Here is a 17501-nt window from a genome sequence, read left to right as displayed (position 1 = left end):
GCGGCGGCGTCGAGCAGTGCGGCGATGCGGTCGGAGCTGCGAGCCTGGATGGGTTCGTTTCGCACCTGCACTGCGTCGGATCGGGTGTCTTCAGAGACGTTGTTCGCGGGCACGGTGTCGATCCTTTCACCAGGGGACGTGTTGCTCATCCTAGTTGCTCGGGGGCGGCACAATGGAAGACATGTGTGGTCGTTTCGTCGTCTCCCGGGCATCCTCCGAACTCGTCGCCCTGTTCGACGTCGACGTCGAGGGCGACAACCTGCCCGACCCATCGTGGAATGCGGCTCCGACGCAGCGCGTCCCCGTGATCATCGATGCGGTCAACCGCGACGCGGCGACCGATCCCGACGCACCCGCCGTGCTGAGGCGGCTCGAGTCGGCCCGCTGGGGACTCGTGCCCGGTTTCGCCACCGAACCCAAGGCATCCGCGCCCCTCTTCAACGCGCGGATCGAGACGGCCGCCGAGAAACCGGCCTTTCGCGAGGCCGTCATCGCACGGCGCGCGGCGATCCCGGCCTCGGGCTACTACGAATGGCTGGTCGCGCCCGATGGCAGCAAGACGCCGCAGTACGTCTCGGCCGGCGACGACGAGCCCATCCTCTTCGCCGGGCTGTACGAGTGGTGGCGCAATCCCACCGCATCGGCCGACGATCCCGCACGCTGGCTGCTGTCGACGACGATCCTCACCCGGGCGGGCGCGGGCCCACTGGCCTCGGTGCACGAGAGGATGCCGGTGTTCCTCGAGCCCGGCCTCATGGAGGACTGGCTCGATCCTCGCACCATTGGAGACGCGCGTCTCCTCGCCGAGATCTCGCTGGCCGCGGAGGAGCTCGCCGACGACCTGGTGTTTCACACGGTCGGGGCGGCGGTCGGCACGGTCGGCAACAACTCCCCCGAGCTCGTGCTGCCGATCGGTTGACGCCGAGACCGCCAGCCCCCTCGCCGAGATCGGATGCGTGCAAGACTGGGGTGTGCGGAAACCGGATAAGACTCTCACGGCCAAGCAGGGCGCCGAGGTCATCATGCACCGCGCGGCCCGCCTCGAAGACGCGGTGCACGAGTTCCGCCAGAAGAGGGCGCAGGCTCACGGCCAGGTGCCCACGATCATTCCGTATGCCGGATACGGCGGAGCGACCTGGGTGCGCGTGCTCGCACGGGTGCTGCTCACCCGGCCCGTGCGTTCCGGGTCGAGGGAGGATCGCCGGGCGCGGAAACACCACGAGAGCGTGCGCGGATGGCGCAGCTTCACGAGCGTGCCGTTCGGCAACGCGTCCGTCGTCGTCGAGGCCGGAGGACGCTCGCATGCGGTCACGGCCGATCGCGGCGGGGTCGTCGACGCCGTCATCGAGGTCGCCCTGGAACCCGGGTGGCAGACGGTGTCGCTCGCGATAGAGGGCGGAGATACGATCGACGCCCCCGTCTTCATCCTCGACCCGGCCGCCCGGTTCGGCGTCGTGAGCGACATCGACGACACGGTCATGGTCACGGCGCTGCCCCGGCCCCTTCTCGCCGCGTGGAACACCTTCGTGCTCGATGAGCACGCGCGGGTTCCGACACCCGGCATGGCGGTACTGCTCGAGCGACTCACCACAGAGCACGCCGGTTCGCCCGTCGTGTACCTGTCGACCGGTGCCTGGAACGTCGCCCCCACGCTCACCCGGTTCCTCTCGCGCAACCTCTATCCCGCGGGGCCGCTGCTGCTCACCGACTGGGGGCCGACGCACGACCGCTGGTTCCGCAGCGGGCGGGAGCACAAGCGAGAGAACCTGCGTCGACTCGCCCGCGAGTTTCCCGAGGTGAGATGGCTGCTGATCGGCGACGACGGCCAGCACGACGAAGAGATCTACTCCGAATTCGCCATCGACTTTCCCGACAGCATCGCAGCGGTCGCCATCCGGCAGCTGTCGCCCAGCGAGGCGGTGCTCGCCGGCGGGCGTTCGAACGACGAGGTGCACGCCGAGCGTACGGGCGCGACCTGGGTCTACTCCCCCGACGGCGCCGGCCTGGCGAAGCAGCTCGTCGACGCGGGCGTGCTGTAGCCGCCCTTCCTCGACCGCCGCCACACCGGGTCGACTGGCGCATGTCAGTGCCGCTTCGTACACTTCGAATATAGAAGATATATTCGAATGTCTCCCGATCGGAGAGCGGCCATGAACATCGAAGAACCCATCAGCGTCGAGTTGTCCGACGACGGCTCCCCCATCCGCTTCGAGTGGCGAGGGGTCTTCTACGGGGTCACGAGCTCACCCGAACGGTGGTTCGCACGACGCTTCTGGTGGCAACTCGACGAGCGGGCCCCCCGCGGCACGGGCGACGGCCTGGTAGACCGCGAGATGTGGAGGGTGGACGCCGTGCCGCTCACCACCGGCACACCGCGCATCGACGGAACGTTCGATCTCGGCGTGCATGCCGCCACAGGCGGATGGCGGCTGTCCCGAGCATCCGACGACGTGCTCGACGCACAACTCTTCGCCTGACGCCATGAGCCGGTTCACACACCTGCACGTCGCATCGGCCTACTCGGCGCACTTCGGAACGTCGCAGCCCGAGGCACTCGTCGCTGCAGCCGTGCACGACGGCGCGCTCGTCGCGGCCATCACCGACCGCGACGGCCTGTACGGCGCCATCCGCCACGTGCGAGCCTGCCTGGCCGCCGGCATCGATGCGGTCGTGGGGGTCGACCTCGCCCTGCTGCCCGACAGAACGCAGCGCGCGTCGGCGGGCGCGTCTGCGGGCGTGTCACGGGCCGCCCGGCCGGCGCCCGCCTCGGCGCTCGCTTCTGCGACCCCCACTCTCTCGCCGCCCGCGCGCATCACGGTGCTGGCGCACGGCCAGAACTCGGGCGAGGGGTGGGCCGCGCTGTGCCGGCTGATCAGCGCCGCCCACAGCCCTGCGGCCGACGGCATGCCCCGGCATCCGAACGACGTCGGCGTGCAGCGCTCTCGGCCGAGCGGGTTCATCCTCGGCGAGTCCGGCCCCGTCGCGACGGTGCTGCTGGGCCCCGACTCCGACGTGGCACACGCTGTCGCCTCGGCAGACCTCGCTCTGGCCGCGTCGCTGCTGGCCGAGTGGAAACGCCAGCTGCCCGGCGCGGTCGCCGTCGAGATCGTCTGTCACCTCACCGAGCCGGGCGACCGCGCGAGCATCCGTCATGCCGCCCGCATGCTCGAGTTGGCCGACACCGTCGGCGTGCCCGCCGTGCTCAGCAACGCCGTTCGCTATCTGCGTTCCGACGACGCCGTCACGGGCGACGTACTCGACGCGGCAGACCGGCTCCGCCCGCTCGGCGCCTTCCAACCGCAGCCCAACGCCCAGGCCTGGCTCAAATCTGCGGATGCCATGAGAAAACTCGCCTTCCTTGTCGTCGACCACTCCGCCCTTCCCCGTTCGGCCGCCGAGCACCTGCTGTCGGCCACTGAACGGCTGGCCGATTCCTGCCGGCTCGATCCCGGGTCAGACCTCGGGTGGCGCCAGCCCAAGATTCCCTCGCAGGCCGTTCTCGGCATCGACGGCGATCCCGTCGTCGAGCTGCGCCGGCGCAGCGAATCCGGGCTGCTCGAGCGCTACGCCGACGCGCGCTCGAGCGACCTCGAATCGCTGCGGCGTCGCCTCGACGACGAGATCGACACCATCAGGCGATTCGGTTACGCGAGCTACTTCCTGACCGTCGCCGAGGTGGCCACGCTGATGCGATCCATGAAGGTGCGCAACCAGGCACGCGGCTCCGGCGCGGGCAGCCTGGTCAACTACCTGCTGCGCATCTCCAACGTCGACCCGGCGAGGCATGACCTACTGTTCGAGCGTTTTCTCGGCAACAAGAGATCGACGCTGCCCGACATCGACATCGACGTCGAGTCGGCGAAGAGGCACGACATCTATCGGGCCATCTTCGAGCGCTTCGGCGCGAACCGGGTCAGTCTCATGTCGATGCAGAACACTTACAGGGCCCGCGGGGCGGCGCGTGACGCGGGCCTCGCGCTCGGACTCGACGACGCGCAGATCGACCTCGTCGCCACGAATCTGTGGCGCTTCAACGCCCGAGACTTTCGCCAGGTGCTCACCGAGAAGCCCGAGCTCCGCGAGATCGCCGCGCTGGTCAAGAACGACGCTCAGATCGACATGCTGGTCGACCTCACCGAGCGACTCGACCGGCTTCCCCGCCACATCAGCATGCATCCGTGCGGGGTGATCCTCGGCAACGACGAGCTGCTCAATACCACCCCGGTGCAACCCAGCGGAATGGGCCTGCCGATGAGCCAGTACGACAAGCACGACATGGACGACGCGGGGCTGCTCAAACTCGATGTGCTCGGGGTGCGCATGCAGAGCTCGCTCGCCTACGCGGTGTCCGAGATCCAGCGCATCCACGGCCGCCGCGCAGCACACGCCGGCGGCCTGCCCGTCGACGCGCGCTACGTCAGCGCCGACGGCATCGTCGAACTCGACGAGATCCCCCTCGACGACGAGGCCACCTTCGAGGCGATCCGCACCACCCGCACCCTCGGCATGTTCCAGATCGAGAGCCCGGGCCAGCGCGAACTCATCGGCAAGATGCAGCCGACCGAGTTCGAAGACCTCATCGCCGACATCTCGCTGTTCAGGCCCGGCCCCATGAAGGGCAACATGGTGGCGCCGTTTCTCGACGTGAAACACGGCTTCGCGCAGCCCCAGTACCTGCACCCGTCGTTTCGGCCGTTTCTCGAGAGCACCTACGGCGTCGTCATCTACCACGAGCAGATTCTGCGCATCTTCGCGGCCTGCATGCAGGTCTCGCTCGCCGAGGGCGACGAGCTGAGGCGCACGATCGAGAATCCCGACGCGCGGGTCGAAGAACGATTCCGCAGCGCGACCGCCGCGAACATCGACCTCGAGACGGGGCGGCGCCGTTACGACGACGCCGCGATCGAGCGCATCTGGACCGTTCTGAAAGGCTTCGGCTCTTTCGGCTTCTGCAAGGCGCACGGCGCCGCCTTCGCGCTGCCGACGTTCCAGAGCGCGTGGCTGAAGACCCACTACCCGGCCGAGTTCGTGGCGGCGCTCCTCACCCACGATCCGGGAATGTACCCGCGCCGGCTGCTGCTCGCCGAGGCCCGGCGCATGGGCGTGCCCATCTTGCCGCTCGACGTCAGCGTCTCACGCGACGTCTACCGCGTCGAGCGCATCGAGCCGCCCCGACCGCACGGGGTGCTCGCCGACCCCGACGACGTTATCCTCGGCATCCGGCTGTCGCTCACCGATGTGCACGGCATCACGTCGGCCGAACTCGAGCGCATCCTGACAAACCAGCCCTACGTGGGCATCGGCGACTTCTACCAGCGCGCGGCTCCCTCACGCGCCCTGCTCACCCGGCTCGGCCTGGTCGGGGCGCTCGATTCGCTCGCGACAGACGACGCGTCATCAGCGTTCGGTGGGCCGCAGGCCACCCGCGGAGACGTGATGGCGCGCGTGCGCGAGCTGATCGCCCGAGGCAAGCGCCCATCGACCCGCACCACTCAGCCCACGCTGCCGATCTTCGTCGACGACAGAGAGCAACTGACCGGGGGCAATCCCGAACCGAGCATGCTCGAGCGCGTGTCTACCGAGCTCGACGTGCTGCAGATGGAGGTCAGCGAGCACGTGATCGAGAGCTACCGTCCCCTGCTCGACGAACTGGGAGTGCTTCCCGCGAGCGAGCTCCTCGGCTGCTGGAACGGCACAACCGTGCTGGTGGCCGGCATTCGTGTCGCCACTCAGACGCCCCCGATGCGCAGCGGCAAGCGCGTGGTGTTCATCAGCCTCGACGACGGCTCGGGATGCTCCGACTCGACCTTCTTCGAGGAGGCGCAAGACCGCGCGGGGCCGCTTCTCTTCGGCACGAAGCTGATGGTGATCCAGGGAAAGACGCGGCGAACAGGCGAACGCGGGGTGTCGATCGAGGCGAGCAATGCATGGGATCTGAAAGCCCTGTGGGCGCAGTGGCAGCAAACGCAGCAGGGCCACGCGCGCGAAGCGTCGTGATTTCGCACGACGATTTTTTCGACCGGGCGCAGAATAGGCAGATGCGACGCACAGACCGCACCAGAATCGCGAGCCTCCGGCTGGCCAGCCAGAACCTGGTGAGAAGCACGGTCGCCTCCCCGGCCGAGGTGGCGCAATCCATGCTTGCGACCCAGGCTCAAGATCTCTCGTCGGCGCAGTGGGCCTTGGCCGTGCGCAGCCCGGGCACGACCCTCGCCGACGTCGACCAGGCGTTCAACGAGGGCACGATCGTGCGCTCGTGGCCGTTTCGAGGAACCCTGCACGTGACTCCCGCGGCCGATCTCGGCTGGATGCTCGCCCTCACTCGCGACAGAATCCTGCGAGGTGCGACGACGAGGCACGCAGGCCTCGGCCTCGACGACGCCGTGTTCGTCCGTGCCGCCGACATCGTGCGCGGTGCCCTGCGCGGCGGAGGGCGCCTGTCGCGGGCGGCCCTGTTGGCCGAGCTCGACGCATCCGGGATCGCCACCGGCCACCAGCGCGGCGGGCACATCATCTGGTACCTGGCCCACACGGGCCTCATCTGCTTCGGGCCGATGGGAGCCTCGGGCCAAGACATCGTGCTGGCCGACGAGTGGATTCCCGACCCCCGCCGGCTCTCCCCCGACGAGGCCTTGACCGAGTTGGCCGTGCGCTACTTCACCTCGCATGGGCCGGCAACGGTGAAAGACCTGCTGTGGTGGAGCAAGATTCTGGTGCCCGAGGCGCGGAGGGCGATCGAGGGCGCGGGCGATCGGCTGCGCCAGATCGTCGTCGACGACACCGTGTACTACCTGGGTGCCCGCCAGGTCGACGAGCCGGCGGTGCCGGCGCTGCTGCTGCTGCCGGGCTTCGACGAATACCTCCTGGGCTACGGCGACCGCGACGCCGTGCTGCCGCCCGAGCACAGCGACCGGGTCGTACCCGGCTCGAACGGCATCTTTCTTCCGATGGTCGTGTCGAACGGGCAGATCGTGGCGACCTGGAGACGCACGATCCGTCGCGGATCCGTCGACGTCGCGGCCACTGCCTTCGCGCCGATGGCGGCAACCACAACGGCGCGCTACACGAAGGCCGCGTCGGCCTACGCCCGCTACCTCGGACTCACGCCGGGTGAGGCGACGGTCGCCGACTCCTGAGCCCGAGAGCGTCGCCGTGCCCGACCGGCAAACCGACGGGGCCGCTCGAAACGAATAACCATCGACATGACCGACACGACCACCGCCGCAGACACCCCGACCGGCGCCGCACCGCCATACGCCCCCTACGGCCTCGACGACGACCCGGCATCCTCAGGACTCGTGCCGATGACGATCGATACCGAGCTCGGGCCCGTACGCGTGCATCGGACGTCGACGCGGACCGGGCCGATTGCAACCCTGCTGTTGCACGGCGCGGCCGGATCGTGGACGACGTGGACTCCGCTGATCGAGTCCGCCCGCGCAGCCGGAGAACCCCTCGCCGATGTCGTGGCCATCGACCTGCCGGGCTGGGGAGCATCGCCGGGCCCGGCCATCCGGTCTCGTCTCACGCTCGATGCCCTGGCCGACGTCGTGTGGCAGATCGTGCACACCCACCTCGGCTACGAGCGAGCCGACATCACGGGCCACTCACTCGGCGCGTTCATCGCGCTGCACCTCGCCGCCACCAGGCCGCAGCAGGTCGTGGCCGTGCGCCTGGTGTCGGCCACGACCTTCTCCGTGCTCGCCAGCGTCGAGCACCCTGTGCGCTCGTTCTCCGCGATTCCCGGCTTCACCCTGCTGCTGGCCGTCTTCCGGCTGCTTCGGATGGGCGGCGACCGAGGCATTCGGGCGGTGCGGGCCGTACGGCTCGCCGGGTTGCTGCGCCTCGCCGTGAGTCCGCTTTTTCGGCACCCGCTGCGCATGCCGCGTTCCGTCGTCGACGCGCTGGCCGACGAGGTGCGCCCCGACAGTTTCGTGCGTGCCGCCGAGGCGACCCGCGGCTACGGTCCGTTGCAGCGCTGGGCAGGCATCCACTGCGACGTCTGGGCCATCCGCGGAGACGCGGATTCGTTCGTGCCGTCGGCCGACCTCACCGGCCTCCTCCGCGTCATTCCCCGCGCCACCCTCGCAGAGATCGGCGACTGCGGGCACTTCGCGCACATCGAACGGCCCCGCGAGAGCCTGGAGGCCCTCGGCTTGGGAAGCCGTCGCCGCTAGAGTCGGTGCATGGCAGCGGACATCCCTTCGGCCTCGCGGCAGCCGATCTCCACGCGACGGGTCGAGGCATTCACCGACGGCGTCTTCTCGATCGCCGCCACCCTGCTCGTGCTCGACCTCACGATCGATGGCTTCAGCAGGGCCAAGACCAACGACCAGCTCTGGCACGACCTGCTGGGGCTGCAGCAGAACCTGCTCTCCTTCGTCGTCAGCTTCCTGCTGCTGTGCTTTCTCTGGTCGATCCATGTCAGGCAGTTCGAGTACCTGGAACGCACAGACACCGCCCTGACCATCCTCAACACCGTGCGACTGCTCGGGGTCGTGCTGATCCCCTTCACGACGAGCCTCAACAGCGGATACTCCGAGTTCCTCGTCGGCCGCCTGGCCCTGCCGATCAACTTCCTGTTCGTGGTGGCCATAGGGGTGGTGCAATGGGAGTACGCGGCCGAATCGAGACACAAACTCGTGGAGGGACTGACAGAGGAGACACGTCGGAAGTACCGCGTGAACGGCGTCATCGCGGTAGTGCTCGGTTCGCTGGTCGTCGTCCTTGCCGCATTCATCGGGCCTTGGGCGTTCCTCGCGTACATGCTCAGCGCATTCCTGCAGCGCGTCGTGAACAATCCCGGGCGCAGGCCGAAGCCCGAAAACAGCGAAGCCGCCGACCGGTGATTCCGGGCGGCGGCTTCGACATGCGGTTGAGCCGCCGAGACCGAACTACTTCTGCAGTGCAGCCTGCAGGTCGATCGTGATGGTGACCTCATCGCCGACGAGCACTCCGCCGGTCTCGAGCGGCGCGTTCCAGTTCACACCGAAGTCGTTGCGGTTGATCTTGGCGGTCGCGGTCAGTCCAGCCTTGTAGTTGCCGTACAGGTCGTCTTGGAAACCGCCGAACTCGAGGTCGAACGTGACCGGCTTGGTGACGCCCTTGATCGTGAGGTCGCCGTCGACGAGGAAGTCGCCGCCTTCGTGACGGATGCCGGTCGACACGAAGGTCAACTCGGGGTGCGTGGGGGCGTCGAAGAAGTCGTTGGTGCGCAGGTGGCCGTCGCGGTTCTCGTCTTTCGTGTTGATCGAGGCGACCTCAGCCGTGGCCGTGACGGTCGAGTCGAGGGGGTTCTCGCCCGTGGTGAACGTGGCGTCGAACTTCTCGAACGTGCCCTTGACCTTGCTGATGAGCAGGTGGCGAACACTGAACGAGACCTCGGAGTGCGAGGGGTCGATGGTCCAGGTGCCGGCCTTGTAACCCGGGATGGTGATCGTGTCGGTCATGATTTCTCTTTTCGTCGGAGTAGAAGGAAGCGGGAGCGAACCCACTTCGATACAAATGCATGTACCTCTCGCATTATTCCCTGCCGACGCACAATTGAGAGAATGGCACGATGACGAACGATGACACGCGCGTAGATTTCTGGTTCGACCCCACGTGCCCCTGGGCATGGATGGCCAGCCGATGGCTCGACGAGGTCGCAGGCCACCGCGACCTCGATGTGCACTGGCACATCATGAGCCTCGCGATCCTCAACGAGAACACCGACGTCGACGAGTCCTACCGGGCGTCGTTTCCCCGCGCGCTGCGCTACGCCAGGGTCGTCGCCGCGGCCGAGGCCCTGCGCGGCGAGGCGACGCTCAAGCCGCTCTACGACGCGCTCGGCACGCGCATCCACCACGACCAGCGGGCGACCGACGTCGAGGCCGTCGTCGCCGAGTCGCTCGCCGAGGCAGGCCTCGACGCGTCGATCGCCGACCGGGCGCTTGCGGATGCCGATGGCCGGTTCGAGTTCGAGGCCGAGCTTCGCGCATCGCATCACAGCGGCATCGACCTCGTCGGCGACGAGGTCGGAACCCCGATCATCGCAGTGAACGGCGTGGCATTCTTCGGCCCCGTCATCTCGCCCGCCCCGCACGGCGATGAGGCGCTCGCCCTCTGGGACGGTGTGGTCGCCGTGGCGTCGTACGACGGCTTCTTCGAACTCAAGCGCAGCCGCACCCGCGACCCGATCTTCTCGTAACCCCGCTCATCCCGGGATTCACAGGGGGCTCGCCTACCCTTGAAATCATGGCCCATCCTGTTCTGCGATTGTTCGGAGTGCTCGCAACGGTCACCGCGCTCGTCGCCGTGCCGCTGACGGGCGCCGTCGCCGGCCCCCTGCGCACCGCCGACTACCCGTCGTGGGACGACGTGCAGGCGGCCAAGCAGAACGAGGCGTCCGCCCAGGCGGAGGCCGACAGGATCTCCGGGCTGCTCGACGAGCTCGAGGCCACGGCCGTCACGTTGAGCAACGAGGCCCTGAAACGCGGCGAGGAATATCTCGTCGCCACCTATAACCGGGATGCCGCCCAGACCTCGGCCGACGACCTCGTGACGCGGGCGACCGAGGCGGCCGCCACAGCACAGACGACGAAGACGCAGGTGGGACAGATCGCGGCCCAGCTCTACAAGTCGGGCGGCGACAACGGCGCCGTCAACCTGCTGCTGAACGGCGACAAGAGCGACGAGCTTCTCTACAAGCTGGGCACGATGAGCCAGCTGACCCGACAGACCGTCGGCCTGCGCGATGCCGCCGAGATCGCGGCGAACACGGCGGCGTCGCTGCGCGCCCAGGCCGATGCCGCCCTCGCCGAGCGCGATCGTCTGGCGACCGAGGCCGAAACCGCGCTCGAGGCGGCAGAAGACGCCCAAGCGGCGGTCGACGCCCAGGTCAGAGAAGAGAAGGCGCACAGCGCCACCCTCTACGAACAGCTCGCGTCACTGAAGAACACGACCGCGGCCGCCGAGCAGGGTTACCGTGATGGCCTCGCGAAGGCCGCAGAGGAAGCCGCGCGCAAAGCCGCCGCCGAGGCGGAGGCGGCAGCCACCGCGGCGGCCAACGGAGCAGGCGGCGACGGCAGCTCATGGGTGCCGGACTCGTCATCGGTGGCATCGCCCGCAGAGGCCAAGGCCTACGCGTCGTCGGTTCTGGGCAATTACAGCTGGGGAAGCGACCAGTACGGATGCCTCGTCACTCTGTGGAACGGCGAATCGGGCTGGCGGGTGAATGCCTACAACACCGACAGCGGCGCCTACGGCATTCCTCAGTCGTTGCCCGCGAACAAGATGAGCGACGTGGCTCCCGACTGGCCGACCAACGCCGCGACCCAGATCACCTGGGGGCTCAACTACATCAGCGGCAGGTACGGCTCGCCGTGCAACGCCTTGGCGTTCTGGAACGGCAAGTCGCCGCACTGGTACTGATCAGCCCGCGACGATAGCCGATCCGGCCGTCGCAAGCAGAACCACGTCGACCACGGCGCTGGCGATGATGAGCTGAAACAGCAGCCGCGTGGGCGGTCTGGTGAGGGCCAGTACGATCCCCAGAGCCGCGACGGCGATTCCCACGAAAAGACCCGCGGCGGCGACGACGCTGAGGCTCGGCGACGATACGGCGATGCCGATGGATGCGACGAGCGACGCCGCAGCGAGCGACGCGAACGCGATGACCCCCGACATTCGGCGTCCCAGCATGTGGGGCAGCCCGCGCACTCCGGTGCGCGCGTCGTCGTCGAGGTCGGGCAGCACGTTCGCGAAGTGCGCTCCGAACCCGAGCAGTGCCCCCACGGCGATCGCCCACCAGACCGCGGCGCGGGGTTCGGCCAGCGACAGCGCGACGAACAGGGGAAGAGTTCCGAACGTCACGAGGTAGGGAACGCCCGAGGCCGGCGTGCGCTTGAGCCACGCGTTGTAGCTCCAGCCCGATGCGATGCCCACGACGTTCACGACGGCGGCCAGCGGCCCGAGGAGCAGCGATAGCGGCACGGCCACCACCGCGGCGGCGAGGGCTGCGGCGCGCACCGCGCGGCGAGTGACAAGACCGGATGCGATTGGCTTGTCCGAGCGGGCCACCGCCGTATCACGGTCGGCGTCGATCCAATCGTTGCTCCACCCGATCGACAACTGACCTGCCAGCATTGCGGCGCCCACCAGCGCGACCCGCAGAGGATCGACGCCGATTCCGATCGCCAGGATGATTGTGACCAGGGTGACGGCGACCGCGGGCCCGGGATGGGACGCGCGAATCATCCCTCGGAGCATACGTCGAATTATAGGGACAGAGCGGTCTCGCTCGTGTGCGATCTCCGCCATAGCCATGCGCGCATCACGTCGTCACTTCCCCTGTGTTTCGGATCGCAGGACTACCACCTGCCACGGGTTCAGAACCGACCTGAGCCCCACATCGCCAGGATAATTACCGAGCAAGGCATGCGCGTGTCCCCATTCTTGCAGAAGGCCTTCCGGCAGCCTGCTCGGATCGTTCGCGCAGTTCGCGACCACGAGCAACTTACCGAATTCGGGGTGCGTGCGGGTGTACGCGAAAATCTTCTCGTGATCAGGGAGAAGCAGATCGAAATCGCCCCGAACGATGACCGGATCGTCGTGGCGAAGGCGGATCAATGTGCGATACCAGGCGAACACCGAATCGGAGGCGGTACGTTGCTCAGCGGCGTTGAGCCACGTGTGGTTGGGGTTGACGGCGATCCAGGGAGTACCCGTTGTGAACCCCGCCTCAGGGCCGGCAGTCCATTGCATGGGGGTGCGCGCATTGTCCCGCCCCCCGGCAGCGAGGCCGACGAGAGCCTCGCCGGCCTCGCTACTGTCGCTTCCGCCGGCTGCGGAGAAGTAGTTGAGGCTTTCGATGTCTCGGAACTCGTCGATGTTCACGAACGGCATGTTGGTCATGCCGAGCTCTTCGCCCTGGTAGATGTACGGCGTGCCGCGTTGGAAGTGCAATACGGTCGCGAGTGCGGTCGCCGATTCGTACCAGTGGTCGCTGTCATTACCGAACCTGCTGACGACCCGGGGCTGATCGTGGTTGTTCCAGTAGAGACTGTTCCATCCCGTGGCTGACAGCGCATGCTGCCACCGCGCGAAAGAGTGTTTCAGCTCGACCAGGTCAAGTGGCTTTCGAGTGAACTTGCCGCCTTCGCCATGATCGAGGGCGACGTGCTCGAACTGGAAAACCATATCCAGCTCCCCTCTCGCCGGGTCTGTGAACAGGGAAGCCTGCTCGGGAGTCACCTCGGGCATCTCTCCCACCGTGATCAGCTGAGCAGCCCGGCCCTCGAAGACGTTGCGCCGCATGTCGTGCAGGTATTCGTGTATGCGGGGTCCGCTCGCGTAGTACGGAGATCCATCCGTCCAGACCGATCCCGGGCGCGGACATCCATCAGGAAGCGCGGTCTCCTTCGAAATGAAGTTGATGACATCCATCCGGAATCCATCGATGCCGCGATCCAGCCACCAATTCATCATTTGATAGACGGCTGCGCGAACGTCCGGGTTCTCCCAGTTCAGGTCGGGCTGCTTTCGCGAGAACAGGTGCAGGTAATACTGCGAGGAGGCTTCATCCCATTCCCAGGCCGATCCGGAGAAGAGGGATCCCCAGTCGTTGGGCGGCCTGCCGTCACTGCGGGCATTCCGCCACCAGTACCAATCGCGTTTGGCACTGTTGGCGCCTGAGCGCGATTCGATGAACCAGGGATGTTCGTCTGAGGTGTGGTTCACGACGAGGTCCATGACGAGCTTGATTCCACGGCGGTGGAGCGCCGCGATCAGTGCGTCGAGGTCGTCGAGGGTTCCGAATGCAGGGTCGACGGCGTAGTAGTCCGAGATGTCGTAGCCGTTGTCGTCGTGCGGTGACGAGTAGACCGGCGAGAGCCAGACGATGTCGACACCGAGGTCGACCAGGTGATCGAGGTGGTCGATGATCCCGCGCAGGTCTCCGATTCCGTCTCCGTCGGAGTCTGCGAAGCTACGGGGGTAGACCTGATAGACGACCGCGGTCTTCCACCACTCCGAGTCCGGAATTCTTTCGCCGTTCGTGCGAGTGCGCGAGAGGGTCACTATTTCACCGATCCGAGGTTGACGCCGCGCATGAGCGTGCGCTGGAACACGAGGAAGAACACCAGGGCGGGGATCATTCCGGCCAGAGACGCGGCAGCGAGCGAGGTGGGGCTGCTTGTCCACTGCCCATTCAACACCCCCATGGCAACGGACACGGTCTGGTTGGAGTCCGAAGGGAGAAGGATCAGGGGTATGAAGAATTCGTTCCACGTCCAGATGAAGAAGAACGTGACGAGAACTGCCATGGTGGGCCGGGTCAGCGGAAAAACGACAAGGCGGAGGATCTGGAATCGAGTGGCTCCGTCGAGGCGGGCTGCCTCGAGGATTTCGGTGGGAAAGCTGCCCAGTACAGACGAGAGCATGTACGTTCCGAATGCGCTCTGAAGCACAGCCATGATGATCACGACGCCCCACAGGTTATCGTACAGATTCAACCCCTGGAACAGGTAGAAGAGCGGGTAGATCAGCGCTTCCTGCGGTATGGCGAATGCAACCATGAAGAGCGCGAGGACTACGACCCGCCCTTTAACCCGACCTATGCCGATGGCGAACGCGCTGAGCAGGCTGATCGCTACCGCTATGACCGCGACGCTGCTGCTGAGGATGACGCTGTTGAGCAGCTTGTTGGTGAAATCGACCCCCGTCCAGAAGCTGACCATAGCGCTGAAGTCGAGTTGGGTGGGAACGGAGATGGGACCGTTGGCGACGTAGTCGGCGGCGGGCTTGAACGCGTTGATGATCGCAATCCAGAACGGAAAAATCATCAAGATCGCGGCGACCAGGGTCACGACCAGTACTACCCAGCCGCTGAGCCCCCTCCGGTTCCGATTCCGGCCACGCCTACGCTTCGCCAATACGTCGCTGCGGGGCATGTCGATCGGGCTTCCTGCCGCGGCGGGAATGACAGGTACGGTATCGAGGCTCATTCTTGGAAACCTTCCGTGGTTCTGGTCTGTATGCGCAGGAGGACGAATGTGATGATCACGATGAGGACGGCCAAGACAGACGCAACCGCAGATCCGTAGCCGACCCGGCTCGTGGTGAAGAAGTTCGTGAACGAGAAGTACGCCGGCACGATGGTGCTCGTGCCCGGGCCGCCCTTTGTCAGAACGTAGATCGGAGCGAACACCTTCAGGGCGGCAACCGACGTTGTGATCAACACCACCGCGATCTCAGGGCGCAGCTGGTTGAGGGTGATGGAACGGAAGCGTCGGAACCAGCCCGCGCCATCGAGTTCGGCTGCCTCATACAGGGCGGGGTCGACGCGCGAGAGGCCGGCCATGAAGATCACCACGGTGTAACCGATCTGAAGCCAGACGAGTACGTTCATCACTGCGTAGATGGCGGTGTTGCTGCTGCCCAGCCAGTTCTGCGCGAGTCCGCCGAGACCCACGTCGCGGAGCAGGGTATTGAGGATTCCGTAGTCCGGCTGGTACATCCAGTTCCACAACACGCCCGCGACCGCGATCGGAAGGATCTGGGGCAGGTAGAACAAAGCGCGGAGGATGCTCGAGGTTCGAGTTCCGAATCGGGGTGCGATGTAATCGAAGAGGACAGCGGCGATCAGCACGCCTAGTCCCGTGGGGATGATGGCCATCGCAATGATGAACGCGACGCTATGCAGAAACGACGACCAGAAGTTGGGGTCACCGGCCAGCTCTACGTAGTTGTCCAGCCCCGTGAATACCGGTGCGCCGATACCGTTCCAGTCGGTGAAGCTGTAATACAGGTTCATTCCGAAAGGAAGAAGAAGGACCGCCGCGAAGCCGACCAGCCCAGGGACGAGGTAGATCCAGTAGCCGGCTGTTCTCTCGACCTGCTGCTTCGACCTGGACGCCTTGAAGCTTTTGGCGGTTGTGTTAGTGCTCATGAGTTTGTCCGATCAGGTGGCGGCGATGTAAGTCGCCGCCACCGAGAGGTCGATTCGAAAGATGTGGCGGTCGGCTGCCTACTGAGGCGCACCCTGTTCGTAGGCGGCCCTGATCGCGTCCACCGCTTGTCGGGGTGACGCATTCCCCTGAACCAGGTCAGAGCTCTGGGCCACGAGTACGTCGTAGAGACCCGGAACAGGGAAGTCCGGGTAGAGGGCGAGGCCGCCGTCAGGGGCGGCCAAAACCTGATCGAACAGGCCGAGCTCCAGCTGACCGATCGGCGACGTGATCTTGGAGCGGTCGGCATTCACCGGAAGCCCGCCGTTTTCACCGAGGAGATCCTGAACTTCATCGCTTTGGGTGATCTCGATGAAGTCTGCAGCCAGGGTCTTGTTCTTTGCCTTCGCAGGGATTACCCAGATGTTGCCACCCGATCCGGGAGCGTATGACGTACCGGGAAACAGGAACTGGCCGACAGTGCCATCTTCCACCGGGTCGGCAAGGTCGCCGGACCACCACGTTCCCGTGAACATCATCGGAAACGTACCGGCGATGAACGCGTTTCCGGCATCCTGCGCCGTGATGCCGGTCGAATCCGTCGAGATGTATCCCTTGTCCACCCACTCCTGGTAGGTGGTAGCGGCCTTGACCCAGATATCCCAATCGACGGCTCCATCGAACTGCTGATACGCCGCCAGATCCTCGGCACTCATGCTCTCAAGTGCCAGCTCATAAAGCAGATGCACCCCGAAGTAGTCGCTGGAGCCCAGAGAGAGCGGGGTGATGCCGTTGTCGACGAAGGTCTGGAGAATGTCTTCGAACTCGTCGAGCGATTTCGGCTCGGTGAGGTTGAACTGCTCGAAAAGTTCTCGGTTGTACCAGACCCCGACGAATTCACCGTAGTTGGTGACTCCGTAGCGTTTTCCTGAGCCCATCAGCCCTTCGTCGCTGTAGAGGCCGACGTTCTGGGCGGTATTGTCCAGATCCCAGCCGCGTTCGTGTGCTACGTCGCTGAGGTCGGTGAGCAGTCCGGCTTGTGCGACCTGGCCTGCAGTCGCATTGCCCTTGTTGTATTCCAGAACGTCGGGGCCGTCATTGGACTGCAATATCAATTGTCCAGACTTCTGGATCTGCTCGAACGTCTTCAGCTCGAATTCAACATCGACGTCCGGGTGCTTCTCCTTGAAGATCTCCAACGCTTTATTCCACGAGACATCGAGGGCGTTGCCCTGCGCCTCGTACCACCAGACTTTCAACGTCTGGCCGTCTTCTGCACCGCTTGAAGACGAGCACGCGGTGAGTGCTGCTGCAGAGAGGGCGACCGCTGTGGCGATTGCTGCGGTTCGGCGGACTCGCCGCCATGGTGTGGTGCGGAACAAGATAGACCTCCATTGGTCGAATGCGCAGCGCCCGGCTGTGGACGCTGTAATAGTTTTAGTCCAAATGTATTTCCACGTCAACTGCGAGAATCGGCTCGAGTGGCGGTGACCGTGTGGTCGCGGGGAGGCCGCGATATGGGACGATGTCCCTGTGAGTGAGCATCGTCCCACGTGGACTACCCGAGTCGATGCC

15 protein-coding genes are annotated in these 17501 nt (G+C 65.9%); 9 read left to right on the top strand and 6 right to left on the bottom strand.

Annotation, left to right across the window (positions count from 1 at the left end; genetic code table 11):
- Positions 1–181: 181 nt before the first annotated feature.
- The 7 genes from ACE5CZ_RS00195 to ACE5CZ_RS00165 all read left to right on the top strand — a co-directional run bounded on the left by ACE5CZ_RS00195 (position 182) and on the right by ACE5CZ_RS00165 (position 8849).
- Positions 182–919, top strand: a complete 738-nt coding sequence (locus tag ACE5CZ_RS00195; RefSeq protein ID WP_374945333.1) for an SOS response-associated peptidase — start codon at positions 182–184, stop codon at positions 917–919.
- 103 nt (positions 920–1022) lie between these two features.
- Positions 1023–2039 carry an App1 family protein gene (locus ACE5CZ_RS00190; RefSeq protein ID WP_374945335.1) on the top strand — a complete coding sequence of 339 codons (1017 nt, stop codon included), beginning with the start codon at positions 1023–1025 and terminating at the stop codon, positions 2037–2039.
- A 111-nt stretch (positions 2040–2150) separates the two neighbouring features.
- Positions 2151–2477 carry a DUF6504 family protein gene (locus ACE5CZ_RS00185; RefSeq protein ID WP_374945332.1) on the top strand — a complete coding sequence of 109 codons (327 nt, stop codon included), beginning with the start codon at positions 2151–2153 and terminating at the stop codon, positions 2475–2477.
- A gap of 4 nt (positions 2478–2481) precedes the next feature.
- Positions 2482–5997, top strand: a complete 3516-nt coding sequence (locus ACE5CZ_RS00180; RefSeq protein WP_374945331.1) for a DNA polymerase III subunit alpha — start codon at positions 2482–2484, stop codon at positions 5995–5997.
- A gap of 41 nt (positions 5998–6038) precedes the next feature.
- Positions 6039–7136, top strand: a complete 1098-nt coding sequence (locus ACE5CZ_RS00175) for a winged helix DNA-binding domain-containing protein (protein WP_374945330.1) — start codon at positions 6039–6041, stop codon at positions 7134–7136.
- Positions 7137–7202: 66 nt separating this feature from the next.
- Positions 7203–8177, top strand: a complete 975-nt coding sequence (locus ACE5CZ_RS00170) for an alpha/beta fold hydrolase (RefSeq protein ID WP_374945329.1) — start codon at positions 7203–7205, stop codon at positions 8175–8177.
- 9 nt (positions 8178–8186) lie between these two features.
- Positions 8187–8849, top strand: a complete 663-nt coding sequence (locus tag ACE5CZ_RS00165; RefSeq protein ID WP_374945328.1) for a TMEM175 family protein — start codon at positions 8187–8189, stop codon at positions 8847–8849.
- 45 nt (positions 8850–8894) lie between these two features.
- Here ACE5CZ_RS00165 and ACE5CZ_RS00160 read toward each other — a convergent pair whose 3' ends face one another.
- Positions 8895–9449: a YceI family protein gene (locus ACE5CZ_RS00160; RefSeq protein WP_374945327.1), complete on the bottom strand. Its 555-nt coding sequence runs from the start codon at positions 9447–9449 to the stop codon at positions 8895–8897.
- Positions 9450–9559: 110 nt separating this feature from the next.
- On the opposite strand from ACE5CZ_RS00160, the gene ACE5CZ_RS00155 reads away from it, so the two are divergent.
- The gene (locus ACE5CZ_RS00155; protein ID WP_374945326.1) at positions 9560–10189 is read left to right on the top strand and encodes a DsbA family protein; all 630 of its coding nucleotides are present in this window, start codon (positions 9560–9562) and stop codon (positions 10187–10189) included.
- Positions 10190–10236: 47 nt separating this feature from the next.
- Complete coding sequence (locus ACE5CZ_RS00150) at positions 10237–11412, top strand: coiled-coil domain-containing protein (RefSeq protein ID WP_374945325.1); 1176 nt, start codon at positions 10237–10239, stop codon at positions 11410–11412.
- On the opposite strand, the gene ACE5CZ_RS00145 is transcribed toward ACE5CZ_RS00150, so the two are convergent.
- From ACE5CZ_RS00145 to ACE5CZ_RS00125, 5 genes are all read right to left on the bottom strand, one after another.
- Entirely contained in the window at positions 11413–12237 is an 825-nt protein-coding gene (locus ACE5CZ_RS00145) for a UbiA family prenyltransferase (protein WP_374945324.1), read from the bottom strand.
- An 84-nt stretch (positions 12238–12321) separates the two neighbouring features.
- Positions 12322–14058, bottom strand: coding sequence for an alpha-glucosidase (locus ACE5CZ_RS00140; RefSeq protein WP_374945323.1), 1737 nt, complete (start codon positions 14056–14058; stop codon positions 12322–12324).
- Positions 14058–14984, bottom strand: a complete 927-nt coding sequence (locus ACE5CZ_RS00135) for a carbohydrate ABC transporter permease (protein ID WP_374945322.1) — start codon at positions 14982–14984, stop codon at positions 14058–14060. The genes ACE5CZ_RS00140 and ACE5CZ_RS00135 overlap by 1 nt, the downstream gene beginning before the upstream one ends.
- The gene (locus ACE5CZ_RS00130; RefSeq protein WP_374945321.1) at positions 14981–15928 is read right to left on the bottom strand and encodes a carbohydrate ABC transporter permease; all 948 of its coding nucleotides are present in this window, start codon (positions 15926–15928) and stop codon (positions 14981–14983) included. The genes ACE5CZ_RS00135 and ACE5CZ_RS00130 overlap by 4 nt, the downstream gene beginning before the upstream one ends.
- 78 nt (positions 15929–16006) lie before the next feature.
- Positions 16007–17308 carry an ABC transporter substrate-binding protein gene (locus ACE5CZ_RS00125; protein WP_374945320.1) on the bottom strand — a complete coding sequence of 434 codons (1302 nt, stop codon included), beginning with the start codon at positions 17306–17308 and terminating at the stop codon, positions 16007–16009.
- Positions 17309–17501 lie beyond the last annotated feature (193 nt).

It is taken from the genome of Agreia sp., assembly GCF_964263775.1.
GTDB lineage: Bacteria > Actinomycetota > Actinomycetes > Actinomycetales > Microbacteriaceae > Agreia.
This window is presented reverse-complemented; position numbering and strand designations above follow the sequence as displayed.

Bases quoted from the DNA above. Each gene is read 5' to 3' on its own strand.
- ACE5CZ_RS00185 (WP_374945332.1), top strand. From the start codon at position 2,151: ATGAACATCGAAGAACCCATCAGCGTCGAGTTGTCCGACGACGGCTCC.
- ACE5CZ_RS00190 (WP_374945335.1), top strand. From the start codon at position 1,023: ATGCACCGCGCGGCCCGCCTCGAAGACGCGGTGCACGAGTTCCGCCAG.
- ACE5CZ_RS00160 (WP_374945327.1), bottom strand. From the start codon at position 9,449: ATGACCGACACGATCACCATCCCGGGTTACAAGGCCGGCACCTGGACC.
- ACE5CZ_RS00135 (WP_374945322.1), bottom strand. From the start codon at position 14,984: ATGAGCCTCGATACCGTACCTGTCATTCCCGCCGCGGCAGGAAGCCCG.
- ACE5CZ_RS00180 (WP_374945331.1), top strand. From the start codon at position 2,482: ATGAGCCGGTTCACACACCTGCACGTCGCATCGGCCTACTCGGCGCAC.
- ACE5CZ_RS00145 (WP_374945324.1), bottom strand. From the start codon at position 12,237: ATGATTCGCGCGTCCCATCCCGGGCCCGCGGTCGCCGTCACCCTGGTC.
- ACE5CZ_RS00165 (WP_374945328.1), top strand. From the start codon at position 8,187: ATGGCAGCGGACATCCCTTCGGCCTCGCGGCAGCCGATCTCCACGCGA.
- ACE5CZ_RS00195 (WP_374945333.1), top strand. From the start codon at position 182: ATGTGTGGTCGTTTCGTCGTCTCCCGGGCATCCTCCGAACTCGTCGCC.
- ACE5CZ_RS00150 (WP_374945325.1), top strand. From the start codon at position 10,237: ATGGCCCATCCTGTTCTGCGATTGTTCGGAGTGCTCGCAACGGTCACC.
- ACE5CZ_RS00175 (WP_374945330.1), top strand. From the start codon at position 6,039: ATGCGACGCACAGACCGCACCAGAATCGCGAGCCTCCGGCTGGCCAGC.
- ACE5CZ_RS00170 (WP_374945329.1), top strand. From the start codon at position 7,203: ATGACCGACACGACCACCGCCGCAGACACCCCGACCGGCGCCGCACCG.
- ACE5CZ_RS00130 (WP_374945321.1), bottom strand. From the start codon at position 15,928: ATGAGCACTAACACAACCGCCAAAAGCTTCAAGGCGTCCAGGTCGAAG.
- ACE5CZ_RS00155 (WP_374945326.1), top strand. From the start codon at position 9,560: ATGACGAACGATGACACGCGCGTAGATTTCTGGTTCGACCCCACGTGC.